17 protein-coding genes and 2 pseudogenes are annotated in these 23,167 nt (G+C 71.2%); 13 read left to right on the top strand and 6 right to left on the bottom strand.

Features of this window, described 5'->3' with window-relative positions:
• Positions 1-17 precede the first annotated feature (17 nt).
• Entirely contained in the window at positions 18-902 is an 885-nt protein-coding gene (locus tag D5S19_RS07800) for a methylenetetrahydrofolate reductase (protein WP_120022635.1), read from the bottom strand.
• A 108-nt stretch (positions 903-1,010) separates the two neighbouring features.
• On the opposite strand from D5S19_RS07800, the gene merB reads away from it, so the two are divergent.
• From merB to D5S19_RS07780, 4 genes are all read left to right on the top strand, one after another.
• Positions 1,011-1,658, top strand: a complete 648-nt coding sequence (gene merB / locus D5S19_RS07795; RefSeq protein WP_120022634.1) for an organomercurial lyase — start codon at positions 1,011-1,013, stop codon at positions 1,656-1,658.
• Between the two features lie 71 nt (positions 1,659-1,729).
• Positions 1,730-2,815 (top strand): polyprenyl synthetase family protein, encoded by a 1,086-nt coding sequence (locus D5S19_RS07790; RefSeq protein ID WP_120022633.1) that lies wholly within the window; start codon positions 1,730-1,732, stop codon positions 2,813-2,815.
• Positions 2,815-4,290 (top strand): phytoene desaturase family protein, encoded by a 1,476-nt coding sequence (crtI, locus tag D5S19_RS07785; protein ID WP_120022632.1) that lies wholly within the window; start codon positions 2,815-2,817, stop codon positions 4,288-4,290. The genes D5S19_RS07790 and crtI overlap by 1 nt, the downstream gene beginning before the upstream one ends.
• Positions 4,287-5,198 (top strand): phytoene/squalene synthase family protein, encoded by a 912-nt coding sequence (locus D5S19_RS07780; protein WP_120022631.1) that lies wholly within the window; start codon positions 4,287-4,289, stop codon positions 5,196-5,198. Before crtI ends, D5S19_RS07780 begins: the two co-directional genes overlap by 4 nt.
• Positions 5,199-5,250: 52 nt before the next feature.
• Here D5S19_RS07780 and D5S19_RS07775 read toward each other — a convergent pair whose 3' ends face one another.
• Positions 5,251-5,619 (bottom strand): Rv2175c family DNA-binding protein, encoded by a 369-nt coding sequence (locus D5S19_RS07775; RefSeq protein WP_120022630.1) that lies wholly within the window; start codon positions 5,617-5,619, stop codon positions 5,251-5,253.
• Between the two features lie 91 nt (positions 5,620-5,710).
• Here D5S19_RS07775 and pknB point away from each other — a divergent pair, with 91 nt between their 5' ends.
• From pknB to D5S19_RS34075, 4 genes and pseudogenes are all read left to right on the top strand, one after another.
• On the top strand, positions 5,711-7,720 hold the full coding sequence (pknB, locus tag D5S19_RS07770) for a Stk1 family PASTA domain-containing Ser/Thr kinase (protein WP_120022629.1): 2,010 nt from the start codon (positions 5,711-5,713) through the stop codon (positions 7,718-7,720).
• 467 nt (positions 7,721-8,187) lie between these two features.
• A complete protein-coding gene (locus D5S19_RS07765; protein ID WP_407641728.1) occupies positions 8,188-8,835 on the top strand; it encodes a hypothetical protein in 648 nt (215 codons plus the stop codon).
• Positions 8,836-8,862: 27 nt separating this feature from the next.
• Positions 8,863-9,495 (top strand): annotated as a pseudogene (locus tag D5S19_RS07760) (wax ester/triacylglycerol synthase domain-containing protein); the annotation flags it as partial.
• A gap of 840 nt (positions 9,496-10,335) precedes the next feature.
• Positions 10,336-11,121 (top strand): annotated as a pseudogene (locus tag D5S19_RS34075) (WS/DGAT domain-containing protein); the annotation flags it as partial.
• 4 nt (positions 11,122-11,125) lie between these two features.
• Here the strand turns inward: D5S19_RS34075 and D5S19_RS07750 are convergent.
• Entirely contained in the window at positions 11,126-12,517 is a 1,392-nt protein-coding gene (locus D5S19_RS07750) for a class II 3-deoxy-7-phosphoheptulonate synthase (RefSeq protein ID WP_199730390.1), read from the bottom strand.
• Positions 12,518-12,889: 372 nt separating this feature from the next.
• On the opposite strand from D5S19_RS07750, the gene D5S19_RS07745 reads away from it, so the two are divergent.
• Both D5S19_RS07745 and D5S19_RS07740 read left to right on the top strand, forming a co-directional pair.
• Positions 12,890-13,252, top strand: coding sequence for a DUF5313 family protein (locus D5S19_RS07745; RefSeq protein ID WP_120022627.1), 363 nt, complete (start codon positions 12,890-12,892; stop codon positions 13,250-13,252).
• A 138-nt stretch (positions 13,253-13,390) separates the two neighbouring features.
• Positions 13,391-14,176, top strand: a complete 786-nt coding sequence (locus tag D5S19_RS07740; RefSeq protein WP_233573766.1) for a sigma-70 family RNA polymerase sigma factor — start codon at positions 13,391-13,393, stop codon at positions 14,174-14,176.
• A gap of 339 nt (positions 14,177-14,515) precedes the next feature.
• On the opposite strand, the gene D5S19_RS07735 is transcribed toward D5S19_RS07740, so the two are convergent.
• Together D5S19_RS07735 and D5S19_RS07730 are read right to left on the bottom strand one after the other, a co-directional pair.
• The gene (locus D5S19_RS07735; protein WP_120022626.1) at positions 14,516-15,871 is read right to left on the bottom strand and encodes an IniB N-terminal domain-containing protein; all 1,356 of its coding nucleotides are present in this window, start codon (positions 15,869-15,871) and stop codon (positions 14,516-14,518) included.
• A 329-nt stretch (positions 15,872-16,200) separates the two neighbouring features.
• The gene (locus tag D5S19_RS07730) at positions 16,201-19,659 is read right to left on the bottom strand and encodes an indolepyruvate ferredoxin oxidoreductase family protein (RefSeq protein ID WP_120022625.1); all 3,459 of its coding nucleotides are present in this window, start codon (positions 19,657-19,659) and stop codon (positions 16,201-16,203) included.
• A gap of 174 nt (positions 19,660-19,833) precedes the next feature.
• Here D5S19_RS07730 and D5S19_RS07725 point away from each other — a divergent pair, with 174 nt between their 5' ends.
• The 3 genes from D5S19_RS07725 to D5S19_RS07715 all read left to right on the top strand — a co-directional run bounded on the left by D5S19_RS07725 (position 19,834) and on the right by D5S19_RS07715 (position 22,721).
• The gene (locus D5S19_RS07725; RefSeq protein WP_120022624.1) at positions 19,834-20,292 is read left to right on the top strand and encodes an Lrp/AsnC family transcriptional regulator; all 459 of its coding nucleotides are present in this window, start codon (positions 19,834-19,836) and stop codon (positions 20,290-20,292) included.
• Positions 20,293-20,462: 170 nt separating this feature from the next.
• Positions 20,463-21,449, top strand: coding sequence for a PDR/VanB family oxidoreductase (locus tag D5S19_RS07720; RefSeq protein WP_233573765.1), 987 nt, complete (start codon positions 20,463-20,465; stop codon positions 21,447-21,449).
• Between the two features lie 27 nt (positions 21,450-21,476).
• Positions 21,477-22,721: a cytochrome P450 gene (locus tag D5S19_RS07715; RefSeq protein WP_120022623.1), complete on the top strand. Its 1,245-nt coding sequence runs from the start codon at positions 21,477-21,479 to the stop codon at positions 22,719-22,721.
• Between the two features lie 234 nt (positions 22,722-22,955).
• Here D5S19_RS07715 and D5S19_RS34070 read toward each other — a convergent pair whose 3' ends face one another.
• Positions 22,956-23,138: a beta/gamma crystallin domain-containing protein gene (locus D5S19_RS34070; protein WP_120022622.1), complete on the bottom strand. Its 183-nt coding sequence runs from the start codon at positions 23,136-23,138 to the stop codon at positions 22,956-22,958.
• Between the last annotated feature and the right edge of the window lie 29 nt (positions 23,139-23,167).

Genomic DNA, 23,167 nt, shown 5'->3' with positions numbered 1-23,167 from the left:
CCCGCCGGGGCACCCGATCAGGCCCGCGCGGGGACGAGTCCCAGCCGGGTCACCACCTCACGCGTGGCCTTCGCCCGGTTGAACGTGTAGAAGTGCAGGTCGGGCACGCCCTCGGCGAGCAGCTTCTCGCACATTTCGGTGACCGCGTCCAGCCCCGCGGCGCGAAACGCCTTCGGGTCGTCCGACAGCGGTTCGAGCCGGTCCAGCAGCCGCTGAGACGCCCTCGTGCCAGAGAGCTTGATGGTGGTGCGCAGGGTCCGCGGCGTGGTCAGCGGCATGATGCCGGGCAGCACCAGCGCGTCGCAGCCGGCCGCGGCCACCCGGTCGCGCAGCCGCAGGAAATCCTCGGCCTCGAAGAACAGCTGCGCGATGGCGAAGTCCGCGCCCGCGCGGAATTTCCGGACCAGGTACTTGGTGTCGGTCTCCAGGTCGGCCGAGCGCGGGTGGCCATAGGGGAACGCGGACACGCCCACGCAGAAGTCGCCGAGCGAGCGGACCAGCTCGACCAGTTCCTCGGCGTAGGTGAGGCCTTCGGGGTGCGGGACCCAGTCGCCGTAGACATCGCCGGGCGGGTCGCCGCGCAAGGCGAGGATGTTGCGCACGCCGACCGCGGCGTACCAGCCGATCACGTTCCGCAGTTCGGCCACCGAATGGTCGACCGCGGTCAGGTGCGCCATCGGGCACAGCGTGGTCTCGGTGGCCACGCGGGCGATGCTGCGGATGGTGCCGTCCCGGCTGGACCCGCCGGCGCCGTAGGTGATCGACATGTACGCCGGGTCCAGCGGCTCCAGTTCCCGGATCGAGCGCCACAGCACGGCCTCGTCCGCCTCGTCCCGGGGCGGGAAGAACTCGATGGAGAACGGGGGCGCGTCCCCCTGCAGCCGCTCGATCACCGACGTCATACCGTGAAATGGTAGTAGCTCGCCTCGAAGCCCGGCAGATCCGGCACATGGCCCGGCCTCCCGCGCGGGCGTACCGTCGGGTCCGGGAGCCTCCGGAAGGAGCCGCCGGTGAGCAGCGAAGACGACCTGGCCTGGGACGAGGACGTGCGGCTGGCGGTGTACCAGGCCTTCGCCACCCGTGGCGCTCCGCCCACCGCCGCGGAGCTGGCGGACGCCGCGCACGGTTCGCTCGCGGTGGCCAAGCAGGCGCTGCACCGGATGGCCGACCCGCACTGGCTGTGGCTCGACGAGCGGGAGCACGTCGCGCTGGCCGCGCCGTTCGCCGCGGTCCCGCTCGGGTTCGCCGTGATGGGCGAGCACACGCTGTGGTGGGGCGGCTGCGCGTGGGACTCGTTCGCGATCCCGCACGTGGTGCCGGAGGAGCCCGAGGTGCTGGTGGCCACCCGCTGTCCCGGCTGCGGCGAGCCGTCCGCGCTGGTCGTGCGCCGCGACCGGCCGCCGCCGGACGGGCCGCGGGTCGCCTGCTTCCCGGCCTCCCCCGCCCGGCTGGCCGGACAGCGCGCGAACCAGCGGCTGTACTGCGATGAGTCCTGTGTGGACAGTTCGGGTGAGCTGCTCGGCCTGCCCGCGCTGTGGCATCTGGCCAAGGACTGGTACACCGGCTGCCTGGCCCCTGGCTACCGGCCGCGCGGTCCGGAGGCGGCCGCCGGGTACTTCGCGTCCGCCGGGCTCACCGGTGCGTTCTGGAGTGCGTGAGCACGTCTGGTTCACCACATCCGGGGCCACCCGCCGCGAGCACGAGCACCGGCGTCGGTGAGGATGGCGGTATGGACGGATTCGACGCCGATCTCCCCGCGCACGTGGAGCGCGCGCTGGCCGCCTTCCTCGGCCACGCGCGCGAGCAGATCGTGCGCACCGAACCGAGCGTGGCGGCCGGGATCGACGCGCTGTCCGGCTTCGTGCTGGGCGGCGGCAAGCGGATCCGGCCGACGTTCGCCTGGTGGGGCTGGCGCGGTGCGGGCGGCGCGGCCACCGGGCCGGCCGCCGAGGGCGCGCTGCAGGTGGTGTCGAGCCTGGAACTGATCCAGGCCTGCGCGCTGATCCACGACGACCTCATCGACTCCTCCGACTCCCGCCGCGGCAACCCGACGGTGCACGTCGCGTCCGCGAAGCTGCACGCCGACCACGGCTGGCTCGGCTCGCCCGCGACGTTCGGCCTGGCCAGCGCGGTGCTGGTCGGGGATCTCGCGCTCGCGTGGGCCGACGACATGTTCGCCGAAGCTCCGCTGCCCGCAGCCACGCTCGCTGCGGCGCGGCCGGCCTGGCGCGCGATGCGTACCGAAGTGCTCGCCGGGCAGTACCTCGACGTGCGTACGCAGGCAGTGGGCGACGCCTCCCCCGAAGCCGCTCTGCGGATCGACAGGCTGAAGACCGCCGCGTACACCGTGCAGCGCCCCCTGCACCTCGGTGCCGCCCTCGCCGGTGCCGGCGAGGAGCTGATCACCACCCTCCTGGAGTTCGGCGGCGAGGTCGGCGTGGCTTTCCAGCTGCGTGACGACCTGCTCGGCGTGTTCGGCGACCCGTCGGTCACCGGGAAGCCCGCGGGCGACGATCTGCGCGAGGGCAAACGCACCCTGCTTGTGGCGCTGGGCCTGCAGCTGGCGGCCGAGCGGGGCGACGACGCGGCGGCGCGGGTCATCGCGGACGCGATCGGCGCCACGGACCTCGCCGGCGCGGCGGTGGACCGCGTACGCGAGGCGCTCACGTCCGTGGGCGCGGTGGCTGCGGTGGAGCGCCGGATCGACGAGCTGACCACGTCCGCGGCGGACGCGCTGGAGCGCGCGCACCTGGCCGAGCCTGCGCCGTCGGTGTTGGCCGAGCTGATCCGGCTGGCCACGCAACGGACCTCGTGATGCGGACTGTCGGCACGTACGCCGACCATGTGGTGGTCGTGGGTGCGGGGCTGGCCGGGCTGTCGGCTGCGCTGCACCTGCTCGGCGCGGGGCGCCGGGTCACGCTGCTGGAGCAGCACAAGACGCCCGGTGGCCGGGCCGGGCAGCAGGATTTCGGCGCGAACGCGGTGGACACCGGTGCCAGCGTGCTGACCATGCCGGAGCTGGTGGACGAGGCATTGCACGCGGTGGGCGAATCGCTCGCGGACACCGTGCCGCTCACTCGCCTTGATCCGGCTTACCGCGCCCGGTTCGCCGACGGCAGCACGCTCGCGCTGCGTACGGATGGCGAAGCGATGGAAGCCGAGATCCGCGCGTTCGCCGGTCCGGCCGAAGCGCTGCGGTACCGGAAGCTGCGACAGTGGCTCACCGCGCTGTACGCAGTGCAGAAGGACCGCTTTATCGGCACCAACTTCGACTCGCCGTTTGATCTCGTCCGGCCGGAACTGGTGAAGCTCGCCGCGTTGGGCGGCTTCGGACGTCTCGGCCCGCGCGTGGCGAAGTTCCTTCGCGACGAACGCCTTCAACGGCTCTTCTCGTTCCAGGCGTTGTACGCAGGTCTCGAACCTGCGCGCGCTTTGGGCGCGTACGGCGTGATTGCGTACATGGACACTGTCGGCGGCGTTTACCACCCACGCGGCGGTATGGGCGCCATCGCCCGCGCGATGGCCGACGCCGTGACGCGCGCGGGCGGCGAACTGCGGTTCGGTACCGAAGCTGCGTGGCTGGAGCGGGTTTCGTCCCGCGTACGCGCCGTACGCACGCGCGCGGGCGAACGCATGGCCTGTGACGCCGTGGTGCTCGCGACGGAGCTGTCGGCCGCGTACCGCTTGCTCGGCGCGCGCCCCCGCCGTGTGCTGCCACTGCGGTACTCGCCTTCGGCCTTCGTATTGCACGGGCACGCACGCCGTTCCTGGCCGGAGCTGGAGCACCACACGATCTTCTTCGGCGAAGCCTGGCATCGGACCTTCGCCGAGATAGTCCGCGAGGGCACGCTGATGAGCGACCCGTCGCTGCTGGTGACCCGGCCGACCGCGACGGAGCCGTCGCTCGCCGGGGAAGGCGGCGAGATCGTCTCCGTGCTCGCTCCCACGCCGAACCTGCGCACCGGCCGCCAGGACTGGGCGAGCATCGGCCCCGCCTATCGCGAAGAACTCCTTCGCACGCTTGAAGCCCGTGGGCTCACCGGGTTCGCCGAAGAGTTCACTGTGGACGAACAGCTCACCCCGGCGGACTGGGCGGCCCGTGGGCTCGCCGCGGGCACGCCGTTCTCTCTCGCGCATACCTTCGCCCAGACCGGCCCGTTCCGTCCCGCCAACCTGGTACGCGCGGCGGGCAACGTGGTGCTCGCCGGCTGCGGCACCACGCCCGGCGTCGGCATCCCGCCGGTACTCATCTCCGGACGTCTCGCCGCGGAAAGGATCACCGGACGGTGACCGAGCTGGATGCCGCCGGCATCACCGATCCCGGCCTGCGGGCCGCCTACCTCGAATGCCGACGCATCAACGCCCACTACGGCCGTACGTTCTTCCTCGCCACCCGGCTGCTTCCGGCGCGTGCCCGGCCGGCCGCGCACGCGCTGTACGGCTTCGCGCGCATGGCCGACGAACTGGTCGACAACCCCGAACCCGGCGTCGACCCGGCCGTGGCACTGGACAAGGTGGGCGACTTCGTCGACGAGGTCTACGGCGGGGGCGAGCCGGCCGAGCCCGTACTACGCGCCATGGCGGACACAGTGCGCCGCTACCGCATCGAGCGGACGCTGGTGGACGCATTCCTGCACTCGATGCGGATGGACCTCACCGTCACCGAGTACGCCACGTACGCCGACCTCGCCGAGTACATCCACGGCTCCGCGGGCGTGATCGGGCTGCAGATGCTGCCGGTGTTCGGCACCGTCGGCCCGCTCGCCGAGGCCGAGCCTGGAGCGGCCGCGCTGGGCGAAGCGTTCCAGATGACCAATTTCCTGCGGGACATCGGGGAAGACCTCGACCGCGGAAGGCTGTATCTGCCGGCCGGCGAACTGGCCGCCTTCGGAGTGGACCGGGAGATCCTGCAGGCGGCCCGCCGCGCCGGACGGCCGGACCCGCGGGTGCGGGCCGCGCTCGCCTTCACGGTGTCGCGCACGCGCGCCGTCTACCGCCGTGCCGAGGCCGGAATTCGTTTGCTGCGCCCGGAATCCCGACCCTGCGTGCGGACCTCGATGACGCTGTACGAGGGCATCCTGGACGAGATCGAGGCGATGGACTACGACGTGCTCGACCGCCGCGCGGTGGTCGGCCTCCGGCGGCGGCTCACGGTCGCGCTCCCCGCGCTGTGCGCCGGGTGGCTCCGCCGGAGTTAGGCGGCACGGATCGGTCACGCGGCGCCGGTGTCCGCACGCTCCGTGACCGTGGTCAGAAGGCCATGGCCTGGGCGCGCCGCTTAACCTCGGTGCCGTGACTGGTGCGCAGGGCGTTGATCGGGGTGGTGCCCGGCAGCGTCTCGTCCGCGGTGAACAGCCAGCGCAGCATCTCGGTCCGGGTGAAGCCGGAGTCGGCGAGCACGGTGATCGTGCCGGCCAGGCCCTTGACCACCCCACCGGAGACGAAGAAATCGCCCGGTACGCACAGTTCGCCGTCCCGCCGCACCGCGATCAGGTGGCCGTCGCGCAGGAGCTGGCGCACCTTGTTCGCGGAGATCCCCAGTGCGGCGGCCACCTCCGGCAGCGGCAGGACCGCGACCGCGGGGTCGAGGACGTCGTCGGCGACAGGTATCCCACTCACATGTGACACTGTGCCACATCCGGCCGGGTTCCCCACTGGTACGCCTGGGTGACCCACCCACGGGCGCAGGCTTTCCGTACGATTGCCCACCGTGACACGCACGGATCCGCTTCTCGTCGGCACTCTGCTGGACGGCCGCTACCGCGTGGACCGGCTGCTGGCCAAGGGTGGGATGTCCGCCGTCTACCGGGGGCTGGACACCCGGCTCGACCGGCCGGTGGCCATCAAGATCATGGACCCGCGGTTCGCCGACGACCGGTCGTTCGTCGACCGGTTCGTGCGCGAAGCGCGATCGGCCGCCCAGCTGCATCACCCGAATGTGGTATCGGTGCACGATCAGGGCTTCGCCACCCCGGCCGATCCCGATGCGGGCCTGGCGTTCCTGGTGATGGAGCTGGTCCAGGGCGGCACCCTGCGTGATCTGCTGGCCGAGCAAGGCAGGCTCGACGTGGCGCTCGCGTTCGCCGTGGCCGAGCCGGTGCTGTCCGCGCTGGCCGCGGCGCACGCGGCCGGGCTGGTGCACCGCGACGTGAAGCCGGAGAACGTGCTCATCGGCCGCAGCGGTCAGGTCGGCGGCGGAGTGGTGAAGGTCGGCGATTTCGGCCTCGTGCGTGCGGTCGCCAGCGCGGGCACCACCAGCTCCAGCGTCATCCTCGGCACGGTCGCCTATCTCTCGCCGGAACAGGTGGGCACGGGCGCCACCACCGCGCGCGGCGACGTGTACGCCACCGGCATCCTGCTGTACGAGATGCTGACCGGCCGTGTGCCCTATGTCGGCGACACCGCGCTTTCGGTCGCCTACCGGCACGTGAACGACGACGTGCCGCGTCCGGGCGAGCTGCGGCCCGATCTGCCGGCCGCGCTCGACGAACTGATCGTGCGCGCCACCCGGCGTGATCCGGAGCTGCGCCCGGCCGACGCCGGGGAATTCCTCACCGAGCTGCAGGCCGTCCGCGCCCAGTTGGGCATCGAACCGGCCACGGTGCCCGTGCCACCGCCGCCGGACGCCGGCCACGTCTCCGACACCGAGCAGACGCTGCCGCGCATCCCGTCCGTCGCGGAGACGATGCCGGTGTCCGGTCCGCGCGGCACCCGTGCGCTGACCAGGGCGGTTCCTGCGGGAGCGCCGCCAGTGCCACCGCCGCCCGTGCCTCCGGCGCCGAGGAAAGAGCCGCCGGAGGAGCCGAAGCGGCGCAGCCGCGGGAAGCTGATCGCTCTGGTGGTCGCCGGGGTGCTCGTGCTGGGCGGGCTGATCGGCGGGTTCGCGTTCATGCTCACCGATTCCGGGTCGACCACGTCGAACGTGCCGCGGCTTGTCGGGCTCACCCAGGCCGCCGCGGGCGACGCACTGCGCGCGGCGCAACTCAACCCGCGCTACAGCCAGGAGTTCAGCAACACCGTGCCGGCCAACACGGTGATCAAGACGAGCCCTGCGGAGGGCACGAAACTCGACCAGAACGCCACGGTGTCCGTGGTGGTGTCGAAGGGCCGGCCGAAGGTGCCCGACGTCCGCGTCGGCGCTTCGCTCGGCGAAGCGACGAAGGCGATCCAAGGCCAGCAGCTGACCGTCACGCAGGGTACGCCGGAGTACAGCGACACAGCGCCAGAAGGCAGTGTGCTGAGCGTGAACCCCACAGCCGGTACAGCAGTCGACATCGGCAGCGCGGTGACGCTCGTGCTGTCCAAGGGGCCGGAGCCGTTGCCACCGGTGCCGGACGTCACCGGACGCCCGAAGGACGAGGCGTTCACCCTGCTGCGCCAGTACGGCTTCACTCCGGTGGACGGCGGCGAAGAGGTCTCGCAGACGGTCCCCCTGGGCAGTGTCACCCGCACCGACCCGGCGGCGAACTCACCGGGCACCAAGCAGGTGAAGGTCTGGGTGTCCAATTCCGTGCAGGTGCCCGACGTGCGGTTCAAGCCGTTCGACGAGGCGGCGCAGATCCTCAAGGACGCGGGCCTCGACGTCGATCGCAAGGGCGGCGGCAACGGCAATGGAAACGGCGGCCATGGTGGCTTCGGCTTCGTCCTGCAGCAGGATCCGCAACCCGGCACGCTCGTCGCGAAGGGCACGAAGGTGCACATCCGCGGCTGGGGTGACTGAGCCGTTCCTCCCCGCCGCGGTGGCTCGGCGTGATGGCACCCGGTCGAGCCCCGGGAAAGCATCGCGACCACGGGGGTGTCTGGGTACCGTAGCCGCATGGTGACCCCGAAGGGCCTGTACCTGCCTGCCCAGGCGCCGCCCCGGCACCCTGGGACGGGCGGGGCTCCGGCGGCTCCCGCGCCGGCCGGGGCTGCCGCGACAGGGACCACAACAACCGCTACGGTGAGTGATGAGTTTGCGACCCTTGGTATGCCGGCGACCGGCGATGGTGCGGCGAAGGAGCCGCTGGTGACGAACGGGCCTCTTGTGCCGGATGAACCTCCCTCTCGGCATGCCCTGGCGAAGTCCGTGAAGGGAGCCTTCACGGACTCAGAGGCCGTGAAGGTTCCCTTCACAGCCCGCGGGGTCCGGCGCGGCCGCCGATGAGCTTCTTCGGTGACGGTTCTCGCGAGCGTCCGCTGTTTCCGGTGCGGGAGCAGGAGTTGTTCGGGTACGAGGAGCGGCCGTGGATCGGGCCGCCGAGTGACCACATCGTGCCGGCGTTGCTGCCGTGGGCGGTGCCGCTGGGGCGGGCCGAACGCGCCATCGTGGCGTTGCGGGCGGTGGAGGTGTGGCCGGAGGCGATGACGCTGGTGCTCGGCGTGTACTCGCGCGACGCCATGGAGGGCGGGCCGCCGATCGCGCACCGGCGGGTGCCGGATTACCGTTCGCTGCTGGTCGGGGTGTCGTTCCCGGATGGCAGCCGGGCCAGTTCGGAGAGCATCTCGGTGCCCACCGCGGGGCAGCCGGACGAGCCGGTGCTGCGGGTGCAGAGCGGTGGCGGCACCCAGTTCCACCAGGAGCACCGGATTTTCGTGTGGCCGCTGCCGTCCGACGGGCAGATGGAGATCATCGTGCAGTGGCTCGAACGTGGGATCCCGGAGACGCACAACGGGTTCGACGGCGCCCGCATCCGTGCCGCCGCGAACGAGGCCGGCGAGCTGTGGCCGGGGCTGCCGCGGCGACCGGGAAACGGGGTCGCGATGCGCCAGATCGCGGGCTCGGCAGGGGGTTTCGGACCGGCACTGCGGCAACTGCCGCAGCGCACTCCGCGGGCTGCTGCCCCGGATGAGTGAACCCGTGGCAGTTAGCACCCGCGAAACATGCCGACCATCGTCCCGTCATGTCCGGGTGGTGTCGTGGGCCTTCTGCCGTTTCCCGCCGCAGGAGGACTCATGACGCCCACGCCGCTCAGCTCGCTCGACGTCGCGTTCCTGTGCCTGGGCAGCGAAACCGCGCCCATGCACCTGGGCGCCGTGCTCACGTTCGCCCCCGCCGAGCCCGCCGATCCGGACCGGCTGGTCGCCCTGCTCACCCGGCGCGCGGCGAGAATCCCCGAGCTGCGAAGGAAAACCCGGAGCACACTGTTCCCGCCGGGCGCCGCCGCCTGGGTGGACGACCCGGATTTCTCGGCCGCGCACCACGTCCACCACCACCGGCTCAGCACGCTGTACGAACCCGACCCGCTGCCGGAGTTCGCCTCCTGGTGGATTGCCGAACCCCTCGACCCGGACCGTCCACTGTGGAGCCTGACGGTGGCGACCGGGCTGCCGGGCAACGGTTTCGCCGTGCTGCTCAAACTGCACCACGCCCTCACCGACGGCGCGGGCGCCTACGCGATCGGCGTCGGGCTGCTCGACGAGAACCACTCCGCCGCACACCGCCGCACACCGCGTTCCCCGCAGGGCGACCGCCACGAGGGTGCGGAATCCGGCAGGAATCACCCCATTTCGCGCCCGAGTCCTTCGTTCGACGTGCTTCACGAGACTTCCGGATCCGGCGACGACCACGCCGCCTCGCATCCGAGCCTGACGCTCGGCGTGGTCCGCGGTGCTTCCGAGCCCAACGTGAGCCACCACATCCCGAGCCCACCGCCCGGCGCACTCCGCGACGCCTCTGAACCCGGCGACGACCACCCGGCCGCACAGCAGCGCCCGCCACTCAATGCTCTCCGCACCGCCCCTGAACCCAGCGGCAATCCCCCCGTCCCGCACCCGAATCGACCACTCGACACCGCCGAACCTGATACCGACCACCCCGCCCCAGGCACACCACTCGACATCCCAGAACCTCGCAAGAACCACCTCCCCACGCCCCATCCGCCGCACGGCGCGCTCAGCAGCACCCCGGAACCCGACACTGGCCGCTCCACGCCGCGACCGCGCCCACCACTCGACGCACACCACGGCACCCCGGAACCCACCGAGAGCGCGGCCGCACACCCGCATCCACCACACGACGCACGTCACGACATCCCGGAACCCACCGCCAGCCCCGCCACACCGCGACCGCGCCCACCACACGACGCACATCACACCACCCCAGAACCCACCAGCAACCACCTCACCCCGCACCCACCGCACGACGCAGGTCACGCCACCTCGGAGCCCGCCACCAGCCACCGCCCCACACCGCGCTCGCACCCATCACAGGACACCCACCACCACACCCGAGAACCCGTCAGCAACCACCCCACCCCGCACCCACCGCACGCCACCAACCACCCCGCCCCGCACCAATCCCCATCACACGACCACCGCCGCGACACCCCGAAACCCACCCAGCCCATCCCTCGCCCGCCCCGCCCCCGCTCTCCGCTCGACACCCTCCGCCAGACGCTGGAAACGGCCACCATCGCCTCATCGGTGGTCCGGGCCGCGCGGCCTCCGCAGTCGCCGGTGATCGCACCTGCCACCGCGGGGCGCAGGCTCGGGTTCGCCCAGCTGCCCCTCACCGACCTGCGCCGCATTCGCCGTGCGCACGGCGGCACCACCCACGACGTGGTGCTCGCCATCCTCTCCGGAGCACTACGCACCTGGCTGCTCAACCGCGGCGTCCGCGCCGACGACCGGACCCTGCGGGCGCTGGTCCCGGTCAGCGTGCGCGGGCGCGCCGCGGAGCAGACGGGGGGCAACAAGCTGTCCGGGTACCTGTGCGAACTTCCGGTGGGCCTGGACGATCCGGTACGCCGGCTGCACCGGATCCGCACGGCGATGGCCCGCAACAAGGCGGCCGGTCCACACCGCGGCGCCGGAGCGTTCCCGCTCCTGGCCGAGCGGGTGCCCACCCTGCTGCATCGCCTGGGCACCCGCACCGCCGGAATGGCCGCGCCCCTGCTCTTCGACCTCGTGATCACGAGCGTACCCGTGCCCGCGCCCCGCCTCACCCTCGATGGCGCCCCTCTGGTCCACGTCCACCCGTTCGTGCCACTTGCTCCGCGGCAGGCGGTCGGCATCGCGGTCGCACCGTATCGCGACACCGTCCACATAGGACTTCAGGCGAACGCGGACGCGGTCCCCGACCTCGGCGCGCTGCGGGACGCGGTGGCCAAGTCCGCGGCGGAACTGGTGCACACCGGGTGATCGCTCAGCCGCGCAGCATCTCCGCGACGAGGAAGGCCAGTTCGAGGGACTGCTGGGTGTTGAGCCGCGGATCGCAGGCGGTCTCGTAGCGGCCCGCGAGGTCCACGTCGGAGATCTCCTGTGCCCCGCCGAGGCATTCGGTGACGTCCTCGCCGGTGAGTTCGACGTGGATCCCGCCCGGATAGCTGCCGAGCTGGTGGTGCACCTCGAAAAAGCCCTGCACCTCGTCGACGATCCGGTCGAAGTGGCGGGTCTTGTAGCCGGTGGAGGCCTCGTGGGTGTTGCCGTGCATCGGGTCGCACTGCCAGATGACCTTGTGCCCGGAAGCCTCGACCTTCTCCACGATCGCCGGGAGCACGTCGCGGACCTTGCCGTTGCCCATCCGGGAGATCAGCGTCAGCCGGCCCGGTTCGCCGCGCGGGTCGAGCCGCTCCACGTACTCCAGCGCCTGCTCGGGCGTGGTGGTGGGGCCGATCTTGAGCCCGATCGGGTTGCTCAGCAGCTCGGCGAACGCGATGTGCGCGCCGTCCAGCTGGCGGGTGCGCTCGCCGATCCACAGGAAGTGCGAGGAAAGGTTGTACAGCTTGGGATTCGCCGCGTCGGCGTTGTCCATCCGCAGCATCGCGCGCTCGTAGTCCAGCAGCAGCGCCTCGTGGCTGGCGAAGATCTCCGTGGAGTGCAGGGAGGTGTCGGTGACCCCGCAGGCGTTCATGAACCGCAGGCCGCGGTCGATCTCGCCGGCCAGCGCCTCGTAGCGTTCCCCGGCCGGGGAGGAGGTCACGAAGTCCTTGTTCCAGTCGTGCACCTGGTGCAGATCGGCCATCCCGGCACCGGTCAGCGCGCGGACCAGGTTCATCGCCGCGCCCGCGTTCGCGTACGCGCGGATCATCCGGCCCGGGTCCGGCACCCGCAGCTCCGGCTTGGCCACCAGCGAGTTGATGATGTCCCCGCGATAGACCGGCAGGCCGAGCGCGTCGGTGGCGGCCGAGCGCGGTTTCGCGTACTGCCCGGCGATCCGGCCGACCTTGACCACCGGCAGGCTCGCCCCGTAGGTCAGCACCACCGCCATCTGCAGCAGGGTGCGCAGGTTCGCCCGGATGTGCGGTTCGGTGTTGGACTCGAACGTCTCCGCGCAGTCGCCGCCCTGCAGCAGGAACGCCTCACCGCGGGCGACCATCGCCAGCCGGTCCCGCAGCCGGTCGATCTCGGCGGGCACGGTGATCGGCGGCACGCTCTCCAGCACCGAACGGACCCGCTTGGCCAGCTCGGCGTCCGGCCACTCGGGCTGCTGCGCGGCCGGCAGCGCCAACGCCGTGTCGAGCCGCGCACGCAGCTCCGGCGGCAACGGCGGAAGTTCGGGAAGCGTGTCGACGGGAACATCCACTGTCCAGTTCACAGCTGTCAGGATAGGGTCTCGCGCGCTTCGCCGTGTCCGGTGGGCAGCTACCGGCGACCTACCCCACCCTCACTCCGTCACAGCGCTCAGATCAGCAGTCTCCGTCGCGCACGACCGCGCGGCCACCGGCGACCACCAAGCCCGGCGCGGCACGCGAACAGGGCGAGCACGCCGGGTCTGCGGATCACCCCGTCCTGCGGGAGGGCGACGACAGTCCGCGGCCTCGATGCCACGCGGGGCCGCCCACGGCCGCACGTCGGTGAGGAGCAGAGAAGTCCTGGCCATCGGTATACCAAACGGATGACGGGTCCGGGCTGTAAATTTCCCTGGCCCGGACGGGTGGACCGGGCCCGTTCCGGGTATTCACCCAAGATGAAGCGCCCTGGACCGGTGCGCTGGCTGCGCTACGTCTACGGTGGCCGCCTTCCCGACGACTACCGCGAGTGGGTGCTGCACGACACGACCACCGGAACCTGGTTGCTGCGGGCGGCTTTCCAGATCTTCGCGATCGCGCTGCCGTGGCTGGTCGCGGCGTTCTTCGTGCTCACCCTGCTGACCCCGCTGCCGGCCAAGGTGGTGGTCGCGGCCCTGCTGATGTGCCTTGCGCTGAGCATGTTCCTCACGCTGACCAGCGCCGACGAGTTCGCCGAGGTCCGCCTCGCCAAGCACGGGTTCCCTCCGGATACCGGGAAGCTCGTGCGGAAACGCCGGGGCGGGCACTCGACCTGGCCGTGACACTCGCTCACCTGCGACGCCTTCAGTCGGCGATTGGTTCACACAACCCGCACCGGATATCGAGTACACTACTGTACCGCTTACTTTCAGTGCGGAACACGTGACGAACCGTAGGCCGGCCGGGCAGGAGGTCACCCCGTGAACGGAAACGTGGCCACGGATGCCGAGGGCTACGCGGCCCGGACCGACGCGGAACTGCTCGGCGCGGTGCGGGCGGGCGATCGCCAGGCGGGCGGGGAGCTGTTCCGGCGGCACGTGACGATGCTGCGCGGGATCGCGGGCGGCTGGGTGCGCCAGCCCGCCGAGCGGGAGGATCTGGTCGCCGAGGCGTTCGCCCGGGTGCTGAGCACGGTCGCGGCCGGCGGCGGCCCGGAGGCGAACGCGTCCGCCTACCTCGTCGCGACCATGCGGAACCTGCTCGCCCGGTGGGCGAAGAACGACCGCCGGGTGGACCTGTACGCGACGGTGCCGGAGATGGCCACCGCGGAGCAGGGCATCGAGGACGTCGTGGTCACGCGTTCGGTGGATCACCTGATGTGGTCGGCCTACCAGACTTTGCCCGGCCGCTGGCGGACAGTCCTGTGGCGCACCACCGCGGAAGGCGACAGCCCGTCGGAAGTGGCGCCACTGCTGGGCGTCTCGCCGAACGGGGTCACCGTGCTGGCCCGCCGCGCCCGCGAAGGCCTGCGGCAGGCGTACCTGCAGGTGCAGGTCCCGGAAGCGGAATTGCCGCAGTGCCAGGAAATCCGCCGCCGGATGGGCGCCTGGCTGCGCGGCGGCCTGCCCGACCGGCGAGCCGCGACACTCACCCGGCACGTGACCGGCTGTGCGCCGTGCCAGACGGTGGCGGGCAGGCTGGCGGAGGTCAACCGGGACCTGCCGCCGGGGTACGGGCCGGGGCTGGTTTCGGCGGTCCGGCGATAGGGGTGGTCACTTCGGGGTTTGTCCGGCGCGGCCGGGGAAACCGTTGTCGCGGAACGAGTCCGGGTCGATTGCGCACCCCCCGGAGTGCTGGATGATCACGAACCCACGCGACAGCCGAAGAAGCCACGGTCGAGCCCAGCAGAGCTGGCCTCCCCGCAAGAACGCTTGCCAGGTAAGGGAATGTGCACAGCGAAGCGGAACATTCGTTGCAGGGTAAGAGAATACACTCCCGACAGACGCAATAGCCCTACCGCACAGGAAGGTCCACCACCCTCCACCCCGGACACACCACGGGCCCGGACCGGCGAAGCGGTCCGGGCCCGTAGGCCGGCACTGAAGTCAGTGCCCGAGGTGAAGACCATCCACCGAGCTGTCCGCGGTGTGCGTCCCCAGGGTCTGGATCAGGTCCGTTTCGTCGGTCACCACGGTCTGGACGTCGCTGTGCAGGATGCCCGCGGTGTGCGCGTCGCCGAGGTAGTCGCCGAACGAGTGCGACGTCACGGTCTCGGTGGTGTCGTGCGCGGCCGCCAGCACGTGCTCGGTCGCCTGCGACACGACCGGGGCCTGCGCGGTGGCGCCCTCGATCGTGTGAGTCAGCGAACCGGCGTCCGGCAGGGACGAGGTGGCGGGCAGCGCCGGGACGGCCGGGGCCGCGGGCAGCGCCGGAACCGCCGAGGCGGCGTCGGCAGCCGGGACCGCGTGGTCCAGCGTGCCGGTCAGGTCACCGGCCGAGGACAGGTCGCCCCTCGGGGCCGTGTCGGTCGTGGCGTCGGTCAGCGAGCCGCTCAGCGTGCCGGCCAGGTTGCCCACCGGGACGGTGCCGTCTGCCGCCGGGGCAACGCCCGCGGCGTGGGTCAGCGTGCCGGGCAGCTCACCCGTCGACTGGAGGACGGCGTCCGGCAGGTTGCCCACGGCGTTCGAAACGGTCTGGGACACCCCGCCGGGGAGGTCGCCGGTCTGCGGGAGGTCCGCACGGGCGGGGTCGTAGGTGTGCACGCCCACCGGGGTGGAGCCGACCGCCGAGTTGACCGAGCCGAGCAGGCCGGAACCGGTCTCGCGGACGCCCTCGACCAGCGGGCCGGCCAGGCCGCCGACGAGCGGCAGCTGACCGGACTCGTGCACGGCGGCCTTCCACAGGGCGGCGTCGCCGAGGTGGTTGGTGACCGCGTCGACCGCCGAGCCCACGAGCTTGCCGTCGAAGAGGTGGTCGCCCACCGCGCTGACGGTGTTCTGCAGGTCGACCGCGCCCGCGTCGAGCAGCGGGCCGACGATCGGGACACCGCTGGTCGCCGCCGCGACGCCGTCGACCAGGTGCGAGACCTCGTCGAGCACGCCGTGGGTGAGGGTGTTGAGGCCGGTCTCCTCCGTGAGGTGGCTGACCGCGCCGAACACGCCGCTCAGGTCGAGCGGACCGGCGGCCGAGCCCGCCTCCTGCGCCAGTTCCTGCATCCGCGGGGCGGCGTCGCCGACCTGGTCCAGCACGCCGGACACGTCACCGGCGGCGAACGGCGCCGAGCCGGCGGCGGGCGCCAGGTCGGTCACCAGCGGCATGATGTCCTGCACGTCCGCGGGGCTCACCCCGGCCAGACCGGCGCTGTTCAGCACACCCTGCGGGTCGGCCTGGTAGGCCGCCGCCGACTGCGGGTCGTTCAGCAGGTTCAGTGCGAAATCGTGCAGCGTCTGCACCGGGCCCATAGTTGGTTCTCTCCTGTACTGACCACTGGATCGGGGAGTCCGAGAAAAACGGACGAGCCGACGATCGGGCCGGCTCGCGATCGAAGATAGGCCCGCGATCGGGGCGCGCCATCGGGGGGTGGCCCGGGCCGGGAGGCCGCAACACTAGGGGACTCGCCCCTCTCCCCGATTAGGGGGATTAGGGGATTTCCGGCGAATTTCCTGGTCACAGGATCGCATCCGGCGGGCCATCTCCGGGCCTGGCCGGGCCAGCCGATCGGGGGATCCCGGCGCCCCCGCGAAGAGGGACGCCGGAAACCACCCGTTGGTGTGAACCATGCGGAGCCGGTTCAGGCGCTGCGCACCGCTTCGGCGGGTTCGGTGCCCCCGGCCAGCCCGGTCAGCAGCTCGGCCTGGCGCCCGCGGTAGGCGGCCACGTTCTCGACCTTGAGTTCCTCGTACCCACGCACGAGATCCGGCAGCCCGGCCAGTTCGGCGAGCCGCTCCTCCTCGCCCGGGGCCAGTTCCAGCGCCCGCGTCACGACTTCGCGGTACTCCCCGATCAGCTCGCGTTCGAGCCGCCGGAGTTTCGCCCGGCCGAACAGGTCGAACGGCGTACCGCGCAGCGCCCGGCCGGAGCGCAGCACCCGCAGCACCGGACGGAAACTCCGGCTGCCGAGGCTGAGCTTGCGGTCCATCCCGAGCGCACGCAGCACCGGCGGGTGCAGCTGGTAGGAGAACGTCGACCCGACACCGAATTCCGCTTCGATCTCGGCGATCAGTGCCGGATCCAGGGACAACCGGGCGACCTCGTACTCGTCCTTGTAGGCCATCAGCTTGTACAGGTTGCGCGCCACCGCCTCGGCGACCACCGCGCCGGCGCGGGTGCGCACCAGCTCGACGAAGTCCGCGTACTCCCGCGCGTAGCGCTCGTTCTGGTAGGCGATCAGGTCGGGCACCCGCACGTCGAGCACCCGGCCCAGCTCCGTGTCCGGTCCCGAGTGCACGAGCGCCCGCACCCGGCGGACCGCGTCACCGGACGGGCCGGGGACGGCGGGCACCTCGGGCGCGAGGTCGGCGGCGAGCCGGTCTGGATCGGCGACCGCCTGGCGGCCGCGGCGGAAGGCCTGCAGGTTCATCTCGACCGCGGTGCCGTTGAGAGTGATGGCCTGCTCCAGGCTTTCCGCGGACACCGGCAGCGCCCCGGTCTGGTAGGCCGCGCCCAGCTGCAGCAGGTTGGCCGGCTGGTCGTCGCCGAACAGCTGCCCGGCCAGCCCGCGCGCGTCGAGGTAGTGCCGGGCGGCGGTCGCGTCGTCGAGGGCGGCCCGGATGCTCGACTGCTCCGGGAAGGACACCGCGGTGTCGACGACCATCCGTCCGGTCGGCACCTCCGAAGTGGACACCACCGCCACCGTGTGGTCCGCGTCGGCCACGCCGAGGTAGGCCGGATCGGCGCCGACCAGCGGATCACAGGCGAGGTAGAGGTCGCACTCCCCGGCGGCGAGCTTCGCCGCCTGCTCCACCTCGCCGTCGGTGATCTTCACGTCGGACACCACCGCGCCGCCCTTTTGGGCGAGTCCGGTCTGGTCGAGGGTGCGTACGCGCTTGCCGTCCACTACCGCCGCCACCGCAAGGATCTGCGCCACGGTGACCACACCGGTCCCGCCGATCCCGGTGATGCGGACTGCGGCGTCGCCCTCCGCGCGGGCCGGCTCCGGCAGGACCTCGGCGGCCAGCGGCGCGACGTCGCGGCGACGCACCCTCCCGGTCGGCACCACGGTGAGGAACGACGGGCAGTCCCCGTGCAGGCAGGAGTAGTCGACGTTGCAGGACGCCTGGTGGATCTGGGTCTTGCGGCCGAATTCGGTCTGCACCGGCTGGACCGAGAGGCAGTTCGACTTCGTCCCGCAGTCGCCGCAGCCTTCACAGACCCGCTCGTTGATGAACACCTTCTTCGCCGGGGTCTCCTGCTTGCCACGACGGCGTTTCCGGCGCTTCTCCGCCGCGCACTCCTGATCGTGGATGAGCACCGTGACGCCCTTGACCTTGGCCAGTTCCTCTTGCGTACGCAGCAATTCCGTCCGGTCACGGACCTCGACGCCACGAGGCAGCGCCCGCCGACGCAGCCGGCGCGGGGCGTCCGAAGTGATCACGACCTTCGCCGCGCCCTCGACCAGCAGCAGCGCGGCGACCTGCTCCACCGGCAGCCCGCCGACCGCGTCCTGCCCGCCGGTCATCGCGACCGCGGAGTTGTAGAGCAGCTTGTAGGTGATGTCCACGCCGGCCGCGACCGCGGCACGCACGGCGAGGCTGCCGGAGTGCATGAACGTGCCGTCCCCGACGTTCTGGGTCAGGTGCGGGGTTTCCACGAACGGCGCCATGCCGATCCACTGCGCGCCCTCGCCGCCCATCTGGGTCAGGCCGATGACGTCGCCGACCTGATCCGGCTCCATGAACAGGGACATGGTGTGGCAGCCGATCCCGGCGCCGACGACCGTGCCGTCGGGCACCTTCGTCGAAGAGTTGTGCGGGCAGCCGGAGCAGAAGTACGGCGTGCGCGAAAGCAGCGGGACCGAGATGCGTTCCCGCCGGCGCCGCGCCCGCCAGGCGCTGACCGGCTCCAGGTCGCCGTGCGCGGAGAACCGCCTGGCCAAGCCGGCCGCGATACCATCCGGGTCGAGTTCGCCGAGTTCGGTGAACAGCAGCCGCCCGTCCGGCCCGGACTTGCCGTGCACCTGGGGCGCGTCCGGACGGCCGTAGAGGATCTCCTTGACCGCGGGCTCCACCACCGCGCGTTTCTCCTCCACCACCACGATCTCGTCCAGGCCCCGGGCGAACTCGGTCACGATCGATGGTTCCACCGGGTGCACCACGCCGAGCTTGAGCAGCCGGATGCCGTAGCGGGCCAGCTCGGCCTCGCCGAGGCCAAGCATCCGCAGTGCCTGTCGCAGGTCCAGATAGGACTTCCCGGAGGCGATCACGCCGATCCGGTCGGCCCGCCCGGAGGCGACGATCCGGTTGACCCCGCCGGCCCGCACGTACTCCAGCGCCAGCGGCAGCCGGACCCGGTGCAGGCTGTGTTCGAGGGTGGCCAGCTCAGGGCCGAGCAACCGGCTGCTCGGCCGGTGCCGGTAGGCGCCCTCGGGCAGCTCCGGGGCGGTCCACTCGGGATCGACCAGCGCGGTGCCGCCCGCATCGGCGACGTTCGCGACCATCTTCATCGCGGTCCACACGCCGCTGGCGCGCGACAGCTCCACCGCGTGCCTGCCATAGTCGAGCACGTCCTGTGAATCGGCGGGGAAGAACACCGGCATCGCGAGATCGGCGAGCGCGTGTTCGGACGCGCACGGCACAGTCGAGGACTTCGCGTTCGGGTCGTCGCCGACCAGCGCGACCGCGCCGCCCCGTGGGTCGGTGCCCGCCAGGTTCGCGTGCCGCAGCGCGTCGGTCGCCCGGTCGAGACCGGGTGCCTTGCCGTACCAGAAGCCGGTCACCCCGTCCGGGCGCAGCGTCCCGGCGCGGGCGGCGAGCTGGCTGCCCATCACCGCGGTCGCGCCCAATTCCTCGTTCACGCCCGGCTGGTGCACGATCGCGTGTTCGCCGAGCAGCTTGGCGTGCCGGGCCAGTTCCAGATCGAACCCGGCGAGCGGGGAACCCTCATAGCCGGACACGAACGCGGCCGGCTCGCCCCCGCCGCGGCGGTCGTGGCGCATCCGGTCCAGCACCATCCGGACCAGCGCCTGCACCCCGGTCAGATAGACCGTGCCCGTCTCGCGCTGGTAACGGTCCGCCAGAGTGAACGCGCTCATCCGGCCCATCCTTCCGCCTTGGTTCGTCGGCCGACGGGCTCCCGCCGCCGGGCGTGATCCACCTCACCCGCTTCTCCGCCGATGCGCAATGTACCTGCCCGCCGATCCGGTCAAGACGCAAAGGATGACACCGGGAGAACGTTTTCCGAATATTCCTTTGCGTAGCATGACGGGATGAGCGAGGACCTGCTCGACGCCACGGATCACGAGATCATCGCACTGCTGCGCGCGGACGCCCGCCGCACCTTCGCCGACATCGCCGCGCGGGTGTCCCTGTCCACCGCGGCCGTGAAGCGGCGCGTCGACCGGCTCCGCCGCGACGGCGTGATCACCGGCTTCACCGTGCAAGTCGACCACAGCAAGCTCGGCTGGAGCATCGAAGCGTTCTGCCAGCTCCGGTTCTTCGGCAGCACCAAAGTGGACGAGATCGTCGAGACCACCACGAAGATCCCGGAAGCACAGGCGGTGTTCACCATCGCCGGCGACCCGGACGCGGTGGTCTGGCTGCGCGGGCGCGACATGGCCCACCTGCAGCGGACGATCGACGAACTCCGCCGCAGCCACAACATCACCAGCACCCGCACACTCATCGTGCTGGACTCCTGGATCCGCGGGCAGGACGGAAAGCTGTGAAGGGTCCCTTCACGGACGCTGCGTCCGTGAAGGGACCCTTCACGGACTCCGTGCCTGTCGACGCCGCCGTCATAAATTTGACTCAAGCGAAAGCTTGCGTGTACGGTCCCTGACGCACACACGCAAGGGCGCGACGGTGATCTCACGCCCCTCTCGAAGCTGGGATGTCCATGACTGAACTCGGCGAGGCAGGGCAGCTCACCGGCATGCCCCGGGTGGAGCCCATCGATCTCGATGTCTCGGCGCTCCGCCGGCTGACCGCCGACGTCATCGAACTGGAACTGGTCGAGCCGACCGGTGCCGCGCTGCCGGACTGGATGGCGGGCAGCCACGTCGACATCGAGCTGGGCAACGGCATGGTGCGTCAGTACTCGCTGTGCGGTACCCCGGGAGATCGGGACTCCTACCGCATCGCGGTGCTGCGGGAGCGCGACGGCCGGGGCGGATCGCAGTACCTGCACGACAGCGTGATGAAGGGTGACCGGGTCCGGCTCGTGGGCATCCGCAACACCTTCCGCCTGGCGGAGTCCGCGGCCCGCTACGTCTTCCTCGCGGGAGGTATCGGGATCACCCCGATCCTGTCCATGATCCGTGCCCTGCGGCATCGGGACACGGACTGGATCCTCCACTACGGCGGGCGCTCGCGGGAGCTGATGCCGTTCGTCGACGAGCTGGCCGACGTCGGGGACCGCGTCGCGCTGTACCCGCAGGACGAAACGGGTCTGCTGCCCCTGCCCGCGATCGTCGAACAGGCCGGCATCGACGGCACGGCACTCTACGCCTGCGGGCCGTCCGCGATGCTGGACCGGCTCCGGTCGCTTGCGGACACCGCCGGCGGTGTCGACCTGCACCTGGAGCGGTTCGTGGGCGCGAGTCCGACCACCGCGGCGACCGGGTTCACCGTCACCCTGACCCGCAGCGGGCGCTCGCTGCACGTTCCGGCGGACGCATCACTGCTCGAAGTCCTCGAAGACCACGGCATCGACATCCTCTCCTCCTGCCGCAGCGGCGTCTGCGGCACCTGCGAAGTGGACGTCCTGGCGGGAAAACCCGACCACCACGACAGCATCCTCTCCGACACCGAACGGGAAGAGGGACGCGTCATGTTCCCCTGCGTCTCCCGGGCGGCGACCCCACGGCTCGACCTCGATCTCTGAGGCGATCACACGCAGAAGGGCAGGCCCATGACCCAGCAGATCAACGACGATCACCGCCTCAAGGGGACTCCGCACGGCGAGTGGCTGCGCGGTCTCACGGTCCAGGAACTCGACGAGCAGACCGATGAGGTGTTCGCGCGCCTGCGCAAAGAGCTGCCGGTCGCGTGGGTCCCGGCGCTCGGCGCGTGGGTCGTCAGCAGCTGGGACCTCTGCCGGGAGGTCGCGACGAACGCCGAGGACTTTCCCGGCGGGACCAACGTGATGGAGGCACGCCTGTTCGGCACTCCGCTCATCCTGGGGGCCGAGGGCGCCACCCACGCCGACCTCCGCCTCGCCGTGGGCGGGCAGTTCCACGCGAGGACTTTCAAGCAGCGGCTGGAGGAGCGGATCAGGCCCTTGGCGCGCGAGCATTGCGCGAAACTCGACCCGTCGCGCGGCTGCGAACTCATGCACGACTACTTCGAGCCCGTCAGCGTGCTGAGCGTGGCCGACGCGCTCGGCTTCCGTGAGCTGACCGCCGACACGCTGCAGCGGTGGTTCCACACTCTGGCGCTGGGGTCCGCGAACACCACCGACGAGAACGGGCAGTTCCTCGATCCGCACGGTTTCGACGACGCGGACGTCGTGCGCGAAGAGGTGCGTGCCTACCTCACCGAACTGCACGCCAAGGAACGGGAAAACCCGGCCGACGGCCCCGTCGGACAGTTCTTCCGAGCCGGCCTGCCCGAGGGCGAGATGCGGGACGTCGAGTACCTCCTGCCCTCCACCTTGGTCCTCTTCCTGGGCGGCCTGCAGGAGCCGGGGCACGCGTGCGGGACGACGTTCCTCGGACTGACCACCCGCCCGGAGCAGATGCGGCGCGTCATCGACGATCCCGGGCTGCTCGGCAAGGCGATCGCCGAGGCCCTGCGGTGGATGAGTCCGCTGTACGGCGGGGCCTCCCGCACCGCCGCCCGCGACCTGTCGCTCGGCGGACAGGACGTGCGGGCCGGCGACCACCTGTGGCTGATCTACGGCTCGGCGAACGTCGACGAGTCGGAATTCGCCGATGGCCGCACCTACGACCTCGACCGTGAGCGGCACCCGAATCTGGCGTTCGGTGTCGGCCGACACAGCTGCGTCGGCAGCGCCTACGCGCCCCAGGTCGCACGGATCGCCCTCGAGGAGCTCTTCCGTGCGTTCCCCGGCATCAGGCTGGATCCGGAACAACCCCCGAACCCGGCCGGGTGGCTGTTCCGCGGCGCACGCGAACTCCATGTCCTGCTGCGGTGAGACCGCGACGCACCAGGTTCTTCCCGAGTGCGCGGGACGTGGCCCGGCCGCCCCGGTGCGGCCGGGCCATTCGGTGCTCCGTCGGCGCCCCCCCGACACCACACGGTGCAGCGAGCCGATCCAGGCGGTCAATCCCGCGATGACACCAGCGGATCGACATTTCATGATATTCCCACGGCGCGTCCGGCTCGCGCCGCGACGCGACGGACGTCCGCATTGCCCTGGGAATGAGACTCAGTTGATGTGAATGCGACTCACAAAACTAGTATTCATTCGGAAGCCCTCACCTTTGGCGAACGTGTGCCGCCGAAAGCCATCACCGGGGTTGTAGTCAAACCACCCGGCATTGTTGCCACTCAGGAAGAGTTCAACACCACCTTGATTCGCGTCGATCTCACCTGCGTTGGCGAAGCACATGTGGGTGCCAGTCCCGTTCCAGTTGCGGA

It is taken from the genome of Amycolatopsis panacis, assembly GCF_003600245.1.
GTDB lineage: Bacteria > Actinomycetota > Actinomycetes > Mycobacteriales > Pseudonocardiaceae > Amycolatopsis > Amycolatopsis sulphurea.
Note: the sequence above shows the minus strand (reverse complement) of the source record. Positions and strands in the feature narration are given on the sequence as shown.

Excerpts from the sequence above, each read along its gene's own strand:
- D5S19_RS34070 (WP_120022622.1), bottom strand. The coding sequence starts at position 23,138 with ATGTGCTTCGCCAACGCAGGTGAGATCGACGCGAATCAAGGTGGTGTT.
- D5S19_RS07730 (WP_120022625.1), bottom strand. The coding sequence starts at position 19,659 with ATGAGCGCGTTCACTCTGGCGGACCGTTACCAGCGCGAGACGGGCACG.
- D5S19_RS07790 (WP_120022633.1), top strand. The coding sequence starts at position 1,730 with ATGGACGGATTCGACGCCGATCTCCCCGCGCACGTGGAGCGCGCGCTG.
- D5S19_RS07800 (WP_120022635.1), bottom strand. The coding sequence starts at position 902 with ATGACGTCGGTGATCGAGCGGCTGCAGGGGGACGCGCCCCCGTTCTCC.
- D5S19_RS07745 (WP_120022627.1), top strand. The coding sequence starts at position 12,890 with ATGAAGCGCCCTGGACCGGTGCGCTGGCTGCGCTACGTCTACGGTGGC.
- D5S19_RS07735 (WP_120022626.1), bottom strand. The coding sequence starts at position 15,871 with ATGGGCCCGGTGCAGACGCTGCACGATTTCGCACTGAACCTGCTGAAC.
- crtI (WP_120022632.1), top strand. The coding sequence starts at position 2,815 with ATGCGGACTGTCGGCACGTACGCCGACCATGTGGTGGTCGTGGGTGCG.
- D5S19_RS07715 (WP_120022623.1), top strand. The coding sequence starts at position 21,477 with ATGACCCAGCAGATCAACGACGATCACCGCCTCAAGGGGACTCCGCAC.
- D5S19_RS07720 (WP_233573765.1), top strand. The coding sequence starts at position 20,463 with ATGACTGAACTCGGCGAGGCAGGGCAGCTCACCGGCATGCCCCGGGTG.
- D5S19_RS07725 (WP_120022624.1), top strand. The coding sequence starts at position 19,834 with ATGAGCGAGGACCTGCTCGACGCCACGGATCACGAGATCATCGCACTG.